Raw genomic sequence first — 13,175 nt, forward strand, 5'->3', positions numbered from 1 at the left:
GGCGTGCTCGGTGGACACCTACCCCGCTGCGCGTCGCTCCAGTGGAACTGGTGCACCGCTCGCGAACGGGCGGCATCCACCGAGCGCGCCCTGCCCCCTGACCTGGATCAGAGGTCTAGACCATCACTCTATCGCGTGTGGCGTAGGTCACGGCAGTGGTACGGGGCACTGATCTTGTGGGGCCTCGACCCCGCACCCTCCCGCCGGACCCGGATAAGCTCTGGTGGCACGACCGGGACCCCCGAACCCCCGCGTCGCGCCGACGCACCCCGCACATCCCGTAGATCCCGCGCGCATCCGCGACCCACCGAGAAGGGGCGACTTCATAGTGTCACTGTACGGAGCGGCCAAGGCCGTCGTCGCACCCGCCAGCCGCTTGGTGTGGCCGCAGAAGGTGGAGGGCGCCCAGCACGTCCCCGACCAGGGTCCGGTGATCCTGGCCGCCAACCACCTGTCGATCATCGACCCCCTCTTCATCGGGGTGGCCTGCCCCCGGCCGGTGCGCTTCATCGCCAAGAAGGAGCTCTTCGACGAGAGCACGTTCGCGAAGAGGATCGTGGCGCGGGCCCTGAAGGCGCTGGGCCCGGTCTCGGTGGACCGCCGACCGGGGCAGAGCTCCCAGGAGGCGATGAACAACAGCCTGGACGTGATCAACGGCGGCGAGGTCTTCGGAATCTTCCCCGAGGGCACCCGCTCCCCCGACGGCCGCCTCTACAAGGGCCAGACCGGCCTGGCCTGGCTGGCACTGAGCACGGGGGCTCCAGTGGTCCCGGTCGCCCTCACCGGCACCCAGCGCATCCTGCCGCCCGGCCGCAAGGTCCCCTCGTTCAACCGCGTGGGCGTGCGCTTCGGCGAACCGGTGGACCTCTCCCCCTGGGAGGGCGGGGCGGACAAGGCCAAACCCCGGCGGGAGGCGACCGACGCCATCATGGACGCGATCGCCAAACTGTCCGGGCAGGAGCAGATCGCCCGATACGCTGCCTCGGTCAAGGCCGAACTCGAGCAGCAGTGACTTTCCCCACAGCTGACCCGGGGCTGATTCGGCCCTGACGGGGCGTTGACCCCACACTGAAGGCCCTTTCGGCGAGCCCGAACCCGGCCTCCTGCCTGAATCGCAGCCCTCGAGCGGCGATCCGCAGACTTTCTGCCTCCCCGGCGGGGCGAGCAGAATTCCCTACCCTTATAGTGGGGTTTTCCGGTGGCCACATCGGTTACATTAGGCAAGCCTTACCTATGGCGTCCGACCCTGGCGCGAAGACTTGGAGCTGTGCGATGACGCGACCACTGCGAGTGGGAATCGTGGGTGCGGGCCCGGCGGGAATCTACGCCGCGGACCTGCTCACCAAGGACGAGACCCTGTCCGCGTGCGGCACGTCCGTCAGCATCGACATCCTCGACAAACTGCCCTCGCCCTACGGCCTGGTCCGCTACGGCGTGGCCCCCGACCACCCCCGGATCAAGCAGATCCAGGGTGCGCTGCACAAGATCCTCGACAAGCCGGAGATCACCTTCTACGGCAACATCGAGTACGGCGTGGACCTCAAGCTGGAGGACCTGCGCCGCCACTACGACGCGGTCATCTTCGCCACCGGCAGCGACCGCGACCGCCCGCTGGACATCCCCGGAGTCGACCTGCCCGGCAGCCACGGCGCCGCCGACTTCGTCTTCTGGTACGACTCCCACCCGGACGTCAACCCGTCCTGGCACGTGGACGGCACCAGCGTCGCCGTGATCGGCGCGGGCAACGTGGCCGTGGACGTCGCGCGCATCCTGGCCAAGGACGCCGACGACCTGCTGACCACCGACATCACCGACAACGTCTACGAGGGTCTGCGCGCCAAGCAGATCACCGACGTGCACGTGTTCGCCCGCCGCGGCATCGCCCAGTGCAAGGCCACCCCCATGGAGCTGCGCGAGCTGGACAAGCAGCCCGGCGTCGAGGTCCTGGTCTACGCCGAGGACTTCGAGATGGACGAGGGCAGCCTCAAGGCCTGCGAGGAGTCCAACCAGGTCAAGACCAACGTCAAGGTCCTGCAGAACTGGGCGATCCGGGACGAGCGCGGCGCCGAGCGCCGCCTGCACCTGCACTTCCTGCACTCGCCCGTGGCGCTCCTGGGCGAGGACAAGGTCACCGCCATCCGCACCGAGCGCATGGAGCTGACCGGCGACGGCAACGTCAAGGGCACCGGCGAGTTCGTCGAGACCGAGGTCCAGGCCGTCTACCGCGCCATCGGCTACCTGGGCTCGCCCCTGGCCGACCTGCCCTTCGACGACGAACGCGGCGTCGTCCCCAACTCCGGGGGCCGGGTCCTGGACCTGGACGAGGAGCACGTGGACGGCGTCTACGCCACCGGCTGGATCAAGCGCGGCCCGGTCGGCCTCATCGGCCACACCAAGGGCGACGCCCTGGAGACCGTGACCAACCTGGTCGCCGACCGCGACTCCTTCACCCCGGCCGTCGAGCCGGACCCGGTGGCCTTCCAGGCCCTGCTCACCGAGCGCGGTGTCGAGTACACCACCTGGGAGGGCTGGAAGCTGATCGAGGCCAGGGAGGAGGAGCTGGGCGCCGAACGCGGCCGCAAGCGCCTCAAGCTGCTCACCCGTGAGGAACAGACCAGCATCGCACGCCAGGCCTGACGGCCTCGTGTGATCTTCCCGGCCGGTCCCGTACCCCTTTGCGGGACCGGCCCTTTGTCTTTACCCGATTCGCGCTGTCCTGCACCGTGAGATTGCGCATGTGACTCTCTTATAATTCGTGGAACAACTCCCCGGACGTATGGGTTAGAGTCACTGTTGGTCGGTGTGGTAGCAAGTGTCCCCCGGGCCTCAACTATTGCCTTCGCGGAATACCGCGTCCGGCACCCGCCCCAGGCGGGCGGGCAGACCGGGCGGCCAGGAGCCCCGTTGTGCCCCGCGCCGAGAGGCGACCGCCATGCCGACCATCATCCTCGTGCCCCGCTCCCACCGAGGTGGGAGCGGGGCATCGTGGTATCCCCAGGAAACGTAGCGAAGGACGGTCAGGCGTGGACGAACGGTCCCCCCGGCAGCCGGATTCCTCCGAGCCGCCCGAGGATTCGGACGGTACACAGGCGCATCGGTCGCGCCCGGAGAACCCCTACCGAATCCCCCAGCGGCCTCCCGGGGCCCGCCCCACGGAGACCGGGAACTTCAGCTTCGACCGCCCGCGCCCGGCGGAGCCCGAAGCCCCTCCCGCGTCCGGGACGAGCACCCCCGCCGAAGAGCCCCGTGAGCCGTGGGGTACCCCGGTGGAGCCCGAACCCGCCCAGGAGAGCTGGAACGAACCGGCCCAGGCCCAGGAGGAGCCCCGGTCGCAGGGGTCCCGATCCCAGGAGTCCTGGGGCACGCCGCCGATGGAACCGCAGACTCCGCAGGAGCCCTGGGGTACCCCCGTCGAGCCCAAACCCGCCCAGGAGAGCTCGGGCGCCTCGGTGGAACCGCAGGCCTCCCCCCAGCCTTGGGGGACCCCCGTGGAACCGCGGTCCGCCCAGGAGTCCTGGGGACAGCCCTCCGAGTCCCAGGAGAGCTGGAACGAACCGTCCGGGGCACAGCCTCCTCCGGAACAGTGGGGCACCCCGGTGGAACCGCAGGCCTCCCCCGAACCCTGGGAACGACCCGCCGAAGAACCCCGCGAGCCGTGGGGCACCCCTGTCGAGCCCAAACCCGCCCAGGAGAGCTGGAACGACCCCGGTGCCGGGCAGCAGCAGGACTGGGCCCAGGCCGCTCAGGGCTACGGGCAGCAGGGCTACGAGGAGCAGGGGAAGCAGAGCGCCGGGGCCTCCCCCGAGGCATGGGAGACCCCGTACGGGGGTCAGCCCGCCTACGCGGGCGACACCCCCTACCCCGGTTCCGCTCCGGAGCCGCCCGCCGGGCCCGCCCCTGGTGAGGGTGAGAACCGCAGCGACAGCTACGGGTTCCTCTACAGCGGTCCGGGTGGCACGGCCTCCGGCGGCCGGGGCGGCCCCGGTGGCCCCGGTGGCCCCCAGGGCCCGGACGACCCCTATGACGACGACTACGACGACTACGACCCCGGTCCGCCGCCGCCCCGGAAGAAGTCCCGCCGCGGGCTGATCATCGGTGTGGTCGCGACCGTGCTCGTGCTGGCACTGGCCGGCGGCGCCGCGGGGTGGTACGTGTACACGCTGCCCCAACCCGAGGAGGCCACGGCCGAGTACAAGGCCGCCTGGGAGGACCAGGACTACGCGCGCCTGGCCGCGGTGACCACCGGTGGCGACGCCGAGCAGACCCTCGCCGGGATCGACACCGGACTGGGCGTGGACGGGGTCGCGGTCGAGGTCGGCGCACCCACCACGGAGGGCAGCACCGGCAGCGCCCCCTACGAGGTGACCGTGTCGCTGACCAACGCCGACGACTGGGGTTGGGAGGGTGAGCTCCCGCTGGTGCGGGAGGACGGCGAGTGGCTGGTCGAGTTCTCGCCCGAGGTCGCCTACCCCGGACTCGGCGAGGGCCAGGTCCTGGCCCGGACCGCCGTATGGGGCGAGCGCGGCCAGATCCAGGCCGCCGACGGCACCCGCTTGGACAGCCCGGACATCTCCGGTTCCCTGCAGATGATCGTGGGTGAGCTGGGCGAGGCCGACGAGGACGACGTCGAGCGGCTCGGCCCGGCCTACAGCGTCGGCGACACCATCGGCAAGAGCGGGCTCCAGCGCAGCTACGAGGAGCAGCTGGCCGGTGAGGCCGCGACCACCATCGTGATGGTGGACGCCGCCGAGGCCGAGGACCGTGACTCCCTGGAGGCCACCGAGGAGAACACCGTCGCGACCCTGGACGGGTCCGACGGCGAGCCCATCACCACCAGCATCGACATGACCGTCCAGAGCGCCGCGGCCAACGCCATCATCGACGCCGAGGACCCCGCCGGTCTGGTGGCGATCCGCCCCTCCACCGGTGAGATCCTGGCGGTGGTGAACGTGCCCGGCGGGTTCAACCGGGCCTTCGAGGGCCAGTACGCGCCAGGTTCGTCCTTCAAGATCGTCACCTACAGCGCGCTGCTGGACAACGGCTTGTCCGCGGACGCCACCATGAACTGCCCCGAGGAGTACGATCCGGGCGGCTGGACGTTCGTCAACGCCGGTGGCGCCGAGCACGGTGAGCAGTCGGTGACCGAGGCGTTCGCGACCTCCTGCAACACCGCCCTGGTACACGAGATCGGCCAGCGGTTGAGCGCGGACAGCCTCCAGGCGAGCGCCGAGCAGTTCGGCATGAACTCCCCTCTGGACCTCGGTGTGACCACGCTCGAACCGAGTTTCCCCGTCGCTGAGGGTGTCGTCATGATGGGCGCACAGGGCATCGGCCAAGGCCAGGTCCTCACCTCACCGCTGCACATGGCGACGGTGCCGTCGGCGATCGCCGACGGTTCCTGGCGCCACCCCGTACTGGTCACCGAACCCGCCAGGCAGGACCCGCCCGAGCCCAAGCCGATCGCCAACGCGGAGGCCATCCGGCCTATGATGCGCGCCGTGATCACCGAAGGCACCGCCAAGGACGCCGGTTTCCAGGGCGAGGTGTACGGCAAGACGGGCAGTGCCGAGTACGGCACCCCGGACGAGGACGACGAGCTGCCCACCCACGCCTGGATGGTCGGCTACAAGGGCGACGTCGCCTTCGCGATCGTGGTGGAGGGCGGAGGCGGCGGCGGGTCCGTGGCCGGTCCGCTGGCCGCCGATTTCACCAATGCCCTCTGAGGGACCGAAGAGGCGGTGAAGGCCCCGTCCAGAGCATCCGGATTGAACTGCTCCCTGGAAGTTGGACTGGAAATCCAGTTCCATCGACCAGGGAGCAGTCCCATGAGAGCGAACAGCTCACTCACCCAGGACCAACGCCACCAAGCGATAGCGTTGTTCGAGCAAGGCAGAGCCGATCACGCGGTAGCGGCCTCTCTGGGGGTCTCGCGATGGGCGGTCCGAAGCCTGTACCGACGGTGGCGGATCCACGGCCCGGGAGCGCTGGTGACCAAACAAGCGAAGAAGTCCTACTCCTTCGAGTTCAAGGTCGAGGCGGTGCGCCGCCTCCTGGCGGGCGAGCCCAAGACCGAGCTGGCCAAGGAACTGGAACTGTCCTCACCCAAGCTGCTGGAATCGTGGGTGCGCACCTACCGCACCCAGGGCTCAGAAGGGCTACGCCCCAAGCAGCGAGGACGCCCGCCCAAGAGCGCACCACAAGAGCCAGCCTCAGAGCTGGAACGACTACGCCGTGAGAACGAGCTCCTGCGTGCCCAGAACGCCTACCTGGGAAAAGTGCGGGCCTTGAGGGAACATCCACCAGAGTGAGGGTTCACGCTGTGGTCGCCCTCAAGGCCGAACACCGATTGGACGTGCTGCTGCGGGTTGCTGGGCTGGCCCGCTCCACGTTCTTCTACCACCAGGCCCGACTCCAAACCCCGGATCCCCACGCAGCGCTCAAGGCCCAGATCAGGCAGCTCTTCGACAAGAACAAGGGCCGCTACGGGCACCGCCGGATCCATGACCAGCTCCTCAAGAAGGGGTGGCGGGTAGCGAAGAAGACCGTACTCAAGCTCATGAACCAGCTGGGCCTGGTCTGCCGGGTGCGCCGCAAGAAGCCCTACGGCTCCTACCGGGGCCAGGCGGGCCAGGTGGCGCCGAACCTGCTGGAGCGTGACTTCACCGCGCAGGGGCCGAACCAGAAATGGGTGACCGACGTGAGCGAGTTCGCCGTCGCGGGCCACAAGGTCTACCTGTCACCGGTCATGGACCTGTTCGACCGGCAGATCATCTCCTACACGGCCGCTCTGTCACCGAACCTGGAGTTGACCAACACCTCCTTGCGGGAGGCGTTGAAGACCCTGCCCCCTGGTCAGAGCCCGCTGGTCCACTCCGACCAGGGGTTTCAGTATCAGCACGTGTCCTGGCGGCGGCTGCTCGCCGGGGTCGACGGTCTTCAGTCGATGTCGCGCAAGGGCAACTGTCTGGACAACGCGGTGATCGAGAGTTTCTTCGGTCACCTGAAGGAGGAGTTCTTCACCCACTCCGAGTTCGAGACCGTCGAGGAGTTCACCGCAGGGCTGGATGAGTACATCGCCTGGTTCAACCACGAACGCGTCCATAGCTATCTTGAGGGCCTGAGCCCGGTGCAGTACCGAGCTCAGGCCCTGGCGGCCTAACCTTTAGTTAGCCGGTCCAACTATCGGGGACCAGTTCAGATACACCGGTGCTCCGGGCGGGGCCCTTCCCGTACGCTCACATCCGTGGCCCGAGCCCGCCGGGCTTCCTGCCGGATCCCGGGGACGCGGGCGCGAGGGTCAGCCGACCGGTTCGGCGGGTTCGGGTGGGCCGTCGACCGCGTCGCCCTCCGGCACGGGGTCGGGCACGGTGTTCTGCGAGGTCTCGGCGGGCCGCGGGTTCTCCGGCTGCGGTGCGCTCGGTGTGAGCACGAACAGCAGGACGAGCAACCCCGCGGTGACCGCCGCGATCAGCCCGCAGGCGACCCACGGTTTCCAGCTCCGCAGCCCCGGGTCGGCCGGGGCGTCGGGGTCGTCGGTTCCGAAGGCCTCCAGGCGTCCGGCGAGCTCAGGAGCATCCTCGCTGAGCTGCTTCTCTATCTGCGCGAGGATTCTGCGCTCGTGCTCTCTCAGGGACATGGAACCCTCCTCGACCGCAGGGGGAAGGACTGTCGTCACCGGGTGTCCTACAGTCTCCCCCGGGTGAGGGTCGGATATCCAAGTGTCCACAGGATTTCCGTACCTGTTTTTCGCGGTTGGGACAGAAAAGCCCAGTTTGTTCCAGCATGCGAGAGCCCTATGTCACCAGGTGGGGGACGAGGGTCCTGAGACCCGGGTCAGCCCAGGTCAAGCGGGTCAACCCGGATAGCACTCGACCTCGGAGGCCTTGACCCCCGCCCAGACCGTGTCGCCTCGAGAAAGTCCGAGTTCGGCCAGGGCCGCTGGGGTGATGTCCGCGACCAGGGACGGCGGCCCGTCCAGGTGTACCCGGACCTGGTCGCCGAAGCGTTCGATCCCGTCCACGGTCAGCCGCCACACGTTGCGCGTGCTGCCGTGCGGGTGCTCCGGGTACAGGGCCACCGCGCGCGGCGGGAAGGCCACCAGGGCAGGGCCGTGGTGCGGCTCGCGCACCGTCACCAGAGCAGGACCGTCGCAGGTCCGCTCCTCCGCGGCTTCGCCCGGGTCCTGGCCCTCCAGGACCACCGTCTCCCCCTCGCCCCGCCCCTGGAAGAGGTTGAGCCCGACCAGCCGGGCGACATAGGAGGTCCGCGGCCGCCGCGCCACCTCGGCGGGCTCGCCCCGCTGTACGACCCGCCCCGACTCGATCACCGCGATGCGGTCGGCCAGCACCATGGCGTCCAGCGGGTCGTGGGTGACCAGCACCGTCACACCGTCGAAGTCCTCCAGCAGATGGCGCAGGCGGGACCGGACGTCGATACGGGTGCTGGCGTCCAGCGCCGCCATCGGCTCGTCCAACAGGAGTAGCCGCGGGCGGACCGCCAGCGCGCGGGCCAGGGCGACCCGCTGGGCCTGCCCGCCGGAGAGCTGCCGGGGTTTCGACTGGGCGTGCGCGCCCAGGTCCATGTGTTCGAGCAGCTCACCGGCCCGGGCACGCGCCTCGGACCTGCCCGCGCCCTGGCAGCGCGGACCGAAGGCGACGTTCTCCAGCGCGCTCATGTGCTCGAAGAGCAGATAGTCCTGGAAGACCATGCCGATGGGGCGGCGCTCGACTGTGGTGGTGGTCTCGTCCGCGCCGTCCACGAGCACGCGCCCGCCGGTCAGCGGGACCAGCCCGGCCAGGGCGCGCAGCGCCGAGGACTTGCCCGCGCCGTTGGGGCCCAGCAGGGCGAGGATCTCCCCCGGTTCGGCGGTCAGGCTCACGTCGAGGGTGAAGTCGCCGCGCCGCACGCGCAGCTCGGCATCGAGGGCGGGAACGGTGGGGGCCGGATTCGCGGCGGGGTCGGCTGTCTGGTCTGTCGGCCTCATGCGGCGTTCATCCACCTCTCGCGCAGGGCGGCCAGGACCACCAGGGTCACCAGGAGCAGAACCAGGCTGAGCACGATCGCCGCCTCGGGGTCGCGCTGCATGGCCATGTACACCGCCAGCGGCATGGTCTGGGTGGTGCCGGGGAAGTTCCCGGCGAAGGTGATGGTCGCCCCGAACTCACCGAGGGCGCGCGCCCAGCACAGCACCGCTCCGGCGCCGATACCGGGCAGGACCATGGGAAGGGTGACGCGGGTGAAGATCGTGACGCGGCTGGCGCCGAGGGTGGCCGCGGCCTCCTCGTAGCGGCGGTCGGCCCCGCGCAGGGCGCCCTCCACGCTGATCACCAGGAAGGGCATGGCCACGAACACCTGAGCGATGACCACGGCGGCGGAGGTGAAGGGCAGGGTCAGCCCGAACCAGGCGTCCAGGTACTGGCCGACCAGCCCGTTGCGGCCCAGCACGATCAGCAGGGCCACACCACCCACCACCGGCGGGATCACCAGGGGGACGGTGACCAGGGCTCGCACGAACCGGCGGCCGGGGAACTCGGTACGGGCCAGCAGCCAGGCCAAGGGGACGCCGAGGATCAGCGAGACGACGGTGGCCACGGTGGCGGTGGACAGTGACAGCCACAGGGCGGCGAGCACGTCGGGGTCGGTGATGCGGGCGCCCATGGTGGTCCAGGGCGCGCGGATGAGCATCCCCGCGAAGGGCAGGACCAGGAAGAGGACACCGACGACCGCGGGGAGTACGAGGATCCAGGGGATCCGGCCGGTCTTGGCCCGGGAGGCGCGCGTGCGCGGTGTGGGCGCGCTCCCGGCGCTCCCGGACCGGCTGGGTGCGGCGCTGGTCACGGGGCACCGAAGCCCGCGTCGTCGAGGACGGCCGCGCCCCCGGCGGAGGTGACCGCCTCGATCCAGGCGGCGGCGAGCTCGGGGTCGGCGGAGTTGGCGAGCACGCCGATCGGGTAGCCGTTGATCGCTTCCTCGGCCTCGGGGAAGTCCAGGCCCTCGACCCTGCCCTCGGCGGAGGTGACGTCCGTGACGTAGACCAGTCCGGCGTCGACCTCGTTCATCTCGACCTTGGTCAGCACCGAGCGGACGTCTTCCTCGTAGGTGACCGGGGTGACGTCCAGGCCGGAGGCCTCCAGGGCGGCCGCCGTGGCTGAACCGCAGGGCACCTCCTCCGCGCAGAAGGCCACCTGCACGTCGTCCCCGGCCAGGTCCGCCAGGCTCTCGATCCCGGCGGGGTTTTCCGGCGGTACGGCGATCTGGAGGGTGTTGGTGGCGAAGACCAGCCCGTTCTCGCCGTTCTCGGCGGCCCAGTCGGCGTCCAGGCCCTCGCCCTCCACGACCTGCTCCATGGTGGAGGTGTCGGCGGCGGCGAGCACGTCGGCGGGCGCGCCGGAGTTGATCTGCTGGGCCAGTTCGCTGCTGCCCGCGAAGTTGAGGGTGATCTCGACGTCGGGGTACCGCTCCTCGAAGTCCTCGGCGATCTCGGCGAAGACGTCGGTGAGGGAGGCGGCGGCCATGACGGTGAGCTCACCGCTCAGGACGCCGCCGTCCCCGTTCTCCTCAGCGGCCTCGCCGGGCCCGGTGTCCTCGGCGCCGCAGGCGGTCAGGACGACGACGAGGGCACTGGCGGCGGCGAGCCCGGTGGCCGGTCCGTGGCGGCGACCGGTGAAGCGGTGTGCGGGACGGCTGGGGGCGGTCTCACGCATGGTGTTCTCCGGTGGTCTCGATGATGACGTTCGTGGACTTGACCACGGCCGTGGCCAGGCTTCCGACCTCCAGGCCGAGCTCGTCCGCGGCCTCGCGGCTCATCAGGGAGAGCACCCGGTGCGGTCCGGCCTGGATCTCGACGGCGGCCATGACGTGGTCGCGGATCACGTTGGTGACCAGGCCCTGGAAGCGGTTGCGGGCGGAGGAGACACGACGGCCGGGGTCGTCGTCGGCCCCTGCCCGCATGAACGCCGCGAGTTCGGCACCGTCCAGCTGGCGGCGTCCGGAGGCGTCGCGGGTGGCGGCCAGACGGCCGGAGTCGACCCAGCGGCGTACGGTATCGGCGCTGACACCGAGCAGGTCGGCGGCCTCGCTGATCTGGAAGGTCGGCATGTGGAGAACCTACTACTCGCAAATGCAAGGGGGTTATGTTTCTATGCCTAGCAAATCATAACTTTTTCACCGGTCATTTGGTGGATGTGACAGTGCTGATCCGACAGCTGGACGCACGGAAACGGGCCCGCCCCCGTGTGTGGGAGCGGGCCCGTTCGGCCTGCTGCTCTGTCCGGTGGTGCCGCGTGGCCCCGTGTGGCCTGTCGGTCAGCTGCGCGGGTCCGCGATCTCGCTGACCGGCCCCTCGGCCCGGTAGTCGTCCAGGGCGGTGACCACGTAGCCGGCGCCGTCCTCCAGGGGAGAGCTGTCGGTCAGGGCGGACTCACCGGTCATGCCGACCAGGTTCTCCGGGGCCAGCGCAGCGCAGTAGGCCTCGTCATCGCCGCCTTCCAGGGCCTGGGCGGCCTCGGCGGGCAGGCGGTAGACCGCGTAGAAGCGGGCGCCCTCGATGGCCTGCCACTCGACCTCGACAGTCTCGTCCCCGGCCTGGGCGGTGACCCCGGTCGGCGCGCCGACCCGGGGCCCCTCACCCTCGGGCGAGTCGATCACCGGGGGCAGCGCGGGCTGGGCGTAGTGGTTGTCCAGCAGGTGGTTCACCGCGTCGGGGTTGTCCCGCATGCTCTTGATGGAGAAGTAGATGTCCCCCATGACCTGCTCGTTCTCACTCGAGTAGTCGAGCTGGGTACTCAGCGCGTCGTCGCCGGTCCAGCCGCTCTCACCCAGGCGGTAGGCGCCCTGGCCCACGTACAGGTCGACGTCGGTGCCCTCGACCTCGTTGGCCCACCAGTCGGTCAGGGCCTCGTAGTCGGCGGTGGAGAAGCCCCGCTCCCAGTACAGCTGGGGAGCGACGTAGTCGATGGTGCCTTCCTGGATCCACGTACGGGTGTCCGCGTACTGGGCGTCGTAGGACTGCAGACCAGAGCTGGGCGAGCCGCTGGGGTCGGTGGCGTCGTTGCGCCAGATGCCGAACGGGGAGACGCCGAAGCTCACCCAGGGCTTGGTCTCCTGGATCTGGCCGTGTACGTCACGCATGAGCTGGTCGACGTTGTCCCGGCGCCAGTCGCCGCGATCGTCGAAGTCGCCGCCGTGCGCCTCCCAGCTGGCGTCGTCGTCGAAGGTCGCACCGTCCTGCGGGTAGGGGTAGAAGAAGTCGTCGAAGTGCATGCCGTCGATGTCGTAGCGCTCGACCACGTCCATGATGACGGCGGTGACCCACTCGCGGACCTCGGGGTTGCCCGGGTCGACGTAGGCCTCCTTGCCGAAGTCGACCAGCCAGTCGGGGTTCTGCTTGACGGGGTGGTCGTCGGCGAGGTTCTCGATGTCCGGGTCCTGCAGGCCCACGCGGTACGGGTTGAACCAGGCGTGCATTTCCAGGCCGCGCTTGTGGGCCTCCTCGACCGCGTACTCGAGCGGGTCGTAGCCGGGGTCCCCGCCCTGCTCACCGGTGAGGTAGCGGGCCCAGGGCTCCAGCTCGGAGTCGTACACCGCGTCGGCGGTGGGCCGCGCGTGCAGGAAGACGGCGTTCAGGCCCATCTCGACGGACTCGTCCAGCCACTGGTCGAGTTCGGCCTTCTGCTCGTCGGCGGACAGGCCCGGCTCGGAGGGCCAGTCGATGTTGCGGACGGTGGTGAGCCAAGCGCCCCGCATCTCGCGCTTGTCGCCGTCGGTGCCGCAGGTGGCGGGGGCGGCGATGCCCTCTCCGCCGGGTGCGGGGGTGTCGGCCTCGGAACCGCTCTCCTTGGTGGAGCATCCGGCCAACAGCACAGTGGTCGCGGCGGCTGCCGCCGCCCACCGGGCCCCGGCGCGCGGCGTGGTCACGGCCCGTGCCATGGAACGCATCAACAGTTCTCCTCTGAGAAGTTCGCGCACCGCCGTCCCCCTGGCGCCGCGCCGCGACCCAGAGTAGACGAAGATGTCAATTTTCGGACACGATTCGGCCAATGTGTGGATAACGTCGCACATCATGTCCCACGGGAATGTTTTCGCAGGTCAACGAAGCACCGTTGGCTAGGGGCCTCGGGCTCCCCACACCCTCCGGAGAGCAAAGAATCCCCTCCCCCTGCGATCCGTGCCGGGAA

Annotated in this window: 11 protein-coding genes; 5 read left to right on the plus strand and 6 right to left on the minus strand. The window is 69.8% G+C overall.

The features are described 5' to 3' along the window. Positions 1-328 precede the first annotated feature (328 nt). From HNR07_RS10335 to HNR07_RS34330, 5 genes are all read left to right on the plus strand, one after another. A complete protein-coding gene (locus HNR07_RS10335; RefSeq protein ID WP_184364593.1) occupies positions 329-1,012 on the plus strand; it encodes a lysophospholipid acyltransferase family protein in 684 nt (227 codons plus the stop codon). A gap of 278 nt (positions 1,013-1,290) precedes the next feature. Further along, positions 1,291-2,637, plus strand: a complete 1,347-nt coding sequence (locus HNR07_RS10340) for an FAD-dependent oxidoreductase (RefSeq protein WP_184371847.1) — start codon at positions 1,291-1,293, stop codon at positions 2,635-2,637. A 386-nt stretch (positions 2,638-3,023) separates the two neighbouring features. Further along, on the plus strand, positions 3,024-5,723 hold the full coding sequence (locus tag HNR07_RS10345) for a penicillin-binding transpeptidase domain-containing protein (RefSeq protein WP_184364594.1): 2,700 nt from the start codon (positions 3,024-3,026) through the stop codon (positions 5,721-5,723). A gap of 264 nt (positions 5,724-5,987) precedes the next feature. Next, positions 5,988-6,308: a helix-turn-helix domain-containing protein gene (locus tag HNR07_RS34325; RefSeq protein WP_221318717.1), complete on the plus strand. Its 321-nt coding sequence runs from the start codon at positions 5,988-5,990 to the stop codon at positions 6,306-6,308. Further along, positions 6,305-7,159 (plus strand): IS3 family transposase, encoded by an 855-nt coding sequence (locus tag HNR07_RS34330; protein ID WP_312893595.1) that lies wholly within the window; start codon positions 6,305-6,307, stop codon positions 7,157-7,159. Before HNR07_RS34325 ends, HNR07_RS34330 begins: the two co-directional genes overlap by 4 nt. A 138-nt stretch (positions 7,160-7,297) precedes the next feature. Here HNR07_RS34330 and HNR07_RS10355 read toward each other — a convergent pair whose 3' ends face one another. From HNR07_RS10355 to HNR07_RS10380, 6 genes are all read right to left on the minus strand, one after another. Then, the gene (locus HNR07_RS10355) at positions 7,298-7,636 is read right to left on the minus strand and encodes a DUF3040 domain-containing protein (protein WP_184364595.1); all 339 of its coding nucleotides are present in this window, start codon (positions 7,634-7,636) and stop codon (positions 7,298-7,300) included. A 216-nt stretch (positions 7,637-7,852) separates the two neighbouring features. Then, entirely contained in the window at positions 7,853-8,983 is a 1,131-nt protein-coding gene (locus HNR07_RS10360) for an ABC transporter ATP-binding protein (protein ID WP_184364596.1), read from the minus strand. Continuing rightward, positions 8,980-9,837 (minus strand): ABC transporter permease, encoded by an 858-nt coding sequence (locus tag HNR07_RS10365; RefSeq protein ID WP_376769915.1) that lies wholly within the window; start codon positions 9,835-9,837, stop codon positions 8,980-8,982. Before HNR07_RS10365 ends, HNR07_RS10360 begins: the two co-directional genes overlap by 4 nt. Then, positions 9,834-10,703, minus strand: a complete 870-nt coding sequence (modA, locus tag HNR07_RS10370) for a molybdate ABC transporter substrate-binding protein (protein ID WP_184364597.1) — start codon at positions 10,701-10,703, stop codon at positions 9,834-9,836. Before modA ends, HNR07_RS10365 begins: the two co-directional genes overlap by 4 nt. Beyond that, a complete protein-coding gene (locus HNR07_RS10375) occupies positions 10,696-11,097 on the minus strand; it encodes a TOBE domain-containing protein (RefSeq protein ID WP_184364598.1) in 402 nt (133 codons plus the stop codon). Before HNR07_RS10375 ends, modA begins: the two co-directional genes overlap by 8 nt. Before the next feature lie 207 nt (positions 11,098-11,304). Further along, complete coding sequence (locus tag HNR07_RS10380; RefSeq protein WP_184364599.1) at positions 11,305-12,936, minus strand: glycoside hydrolase family 10 protein; 1,632 nt, start codon at positions 12,934-12,936, stop codon at positions 11,305-11,307. Positions 12,937-13,175 lie beyond the last annotated feature (239 nt).

This window comes from Nocardiopsis metallicus, assembly GCF_014201115.1.
GTDB lineage: Bacteria > Actinomycetota > Actinomycetes > Streptosporangiales > Streptosporangiaceae > Nocardiopsis > Nocardiopsis metallicus.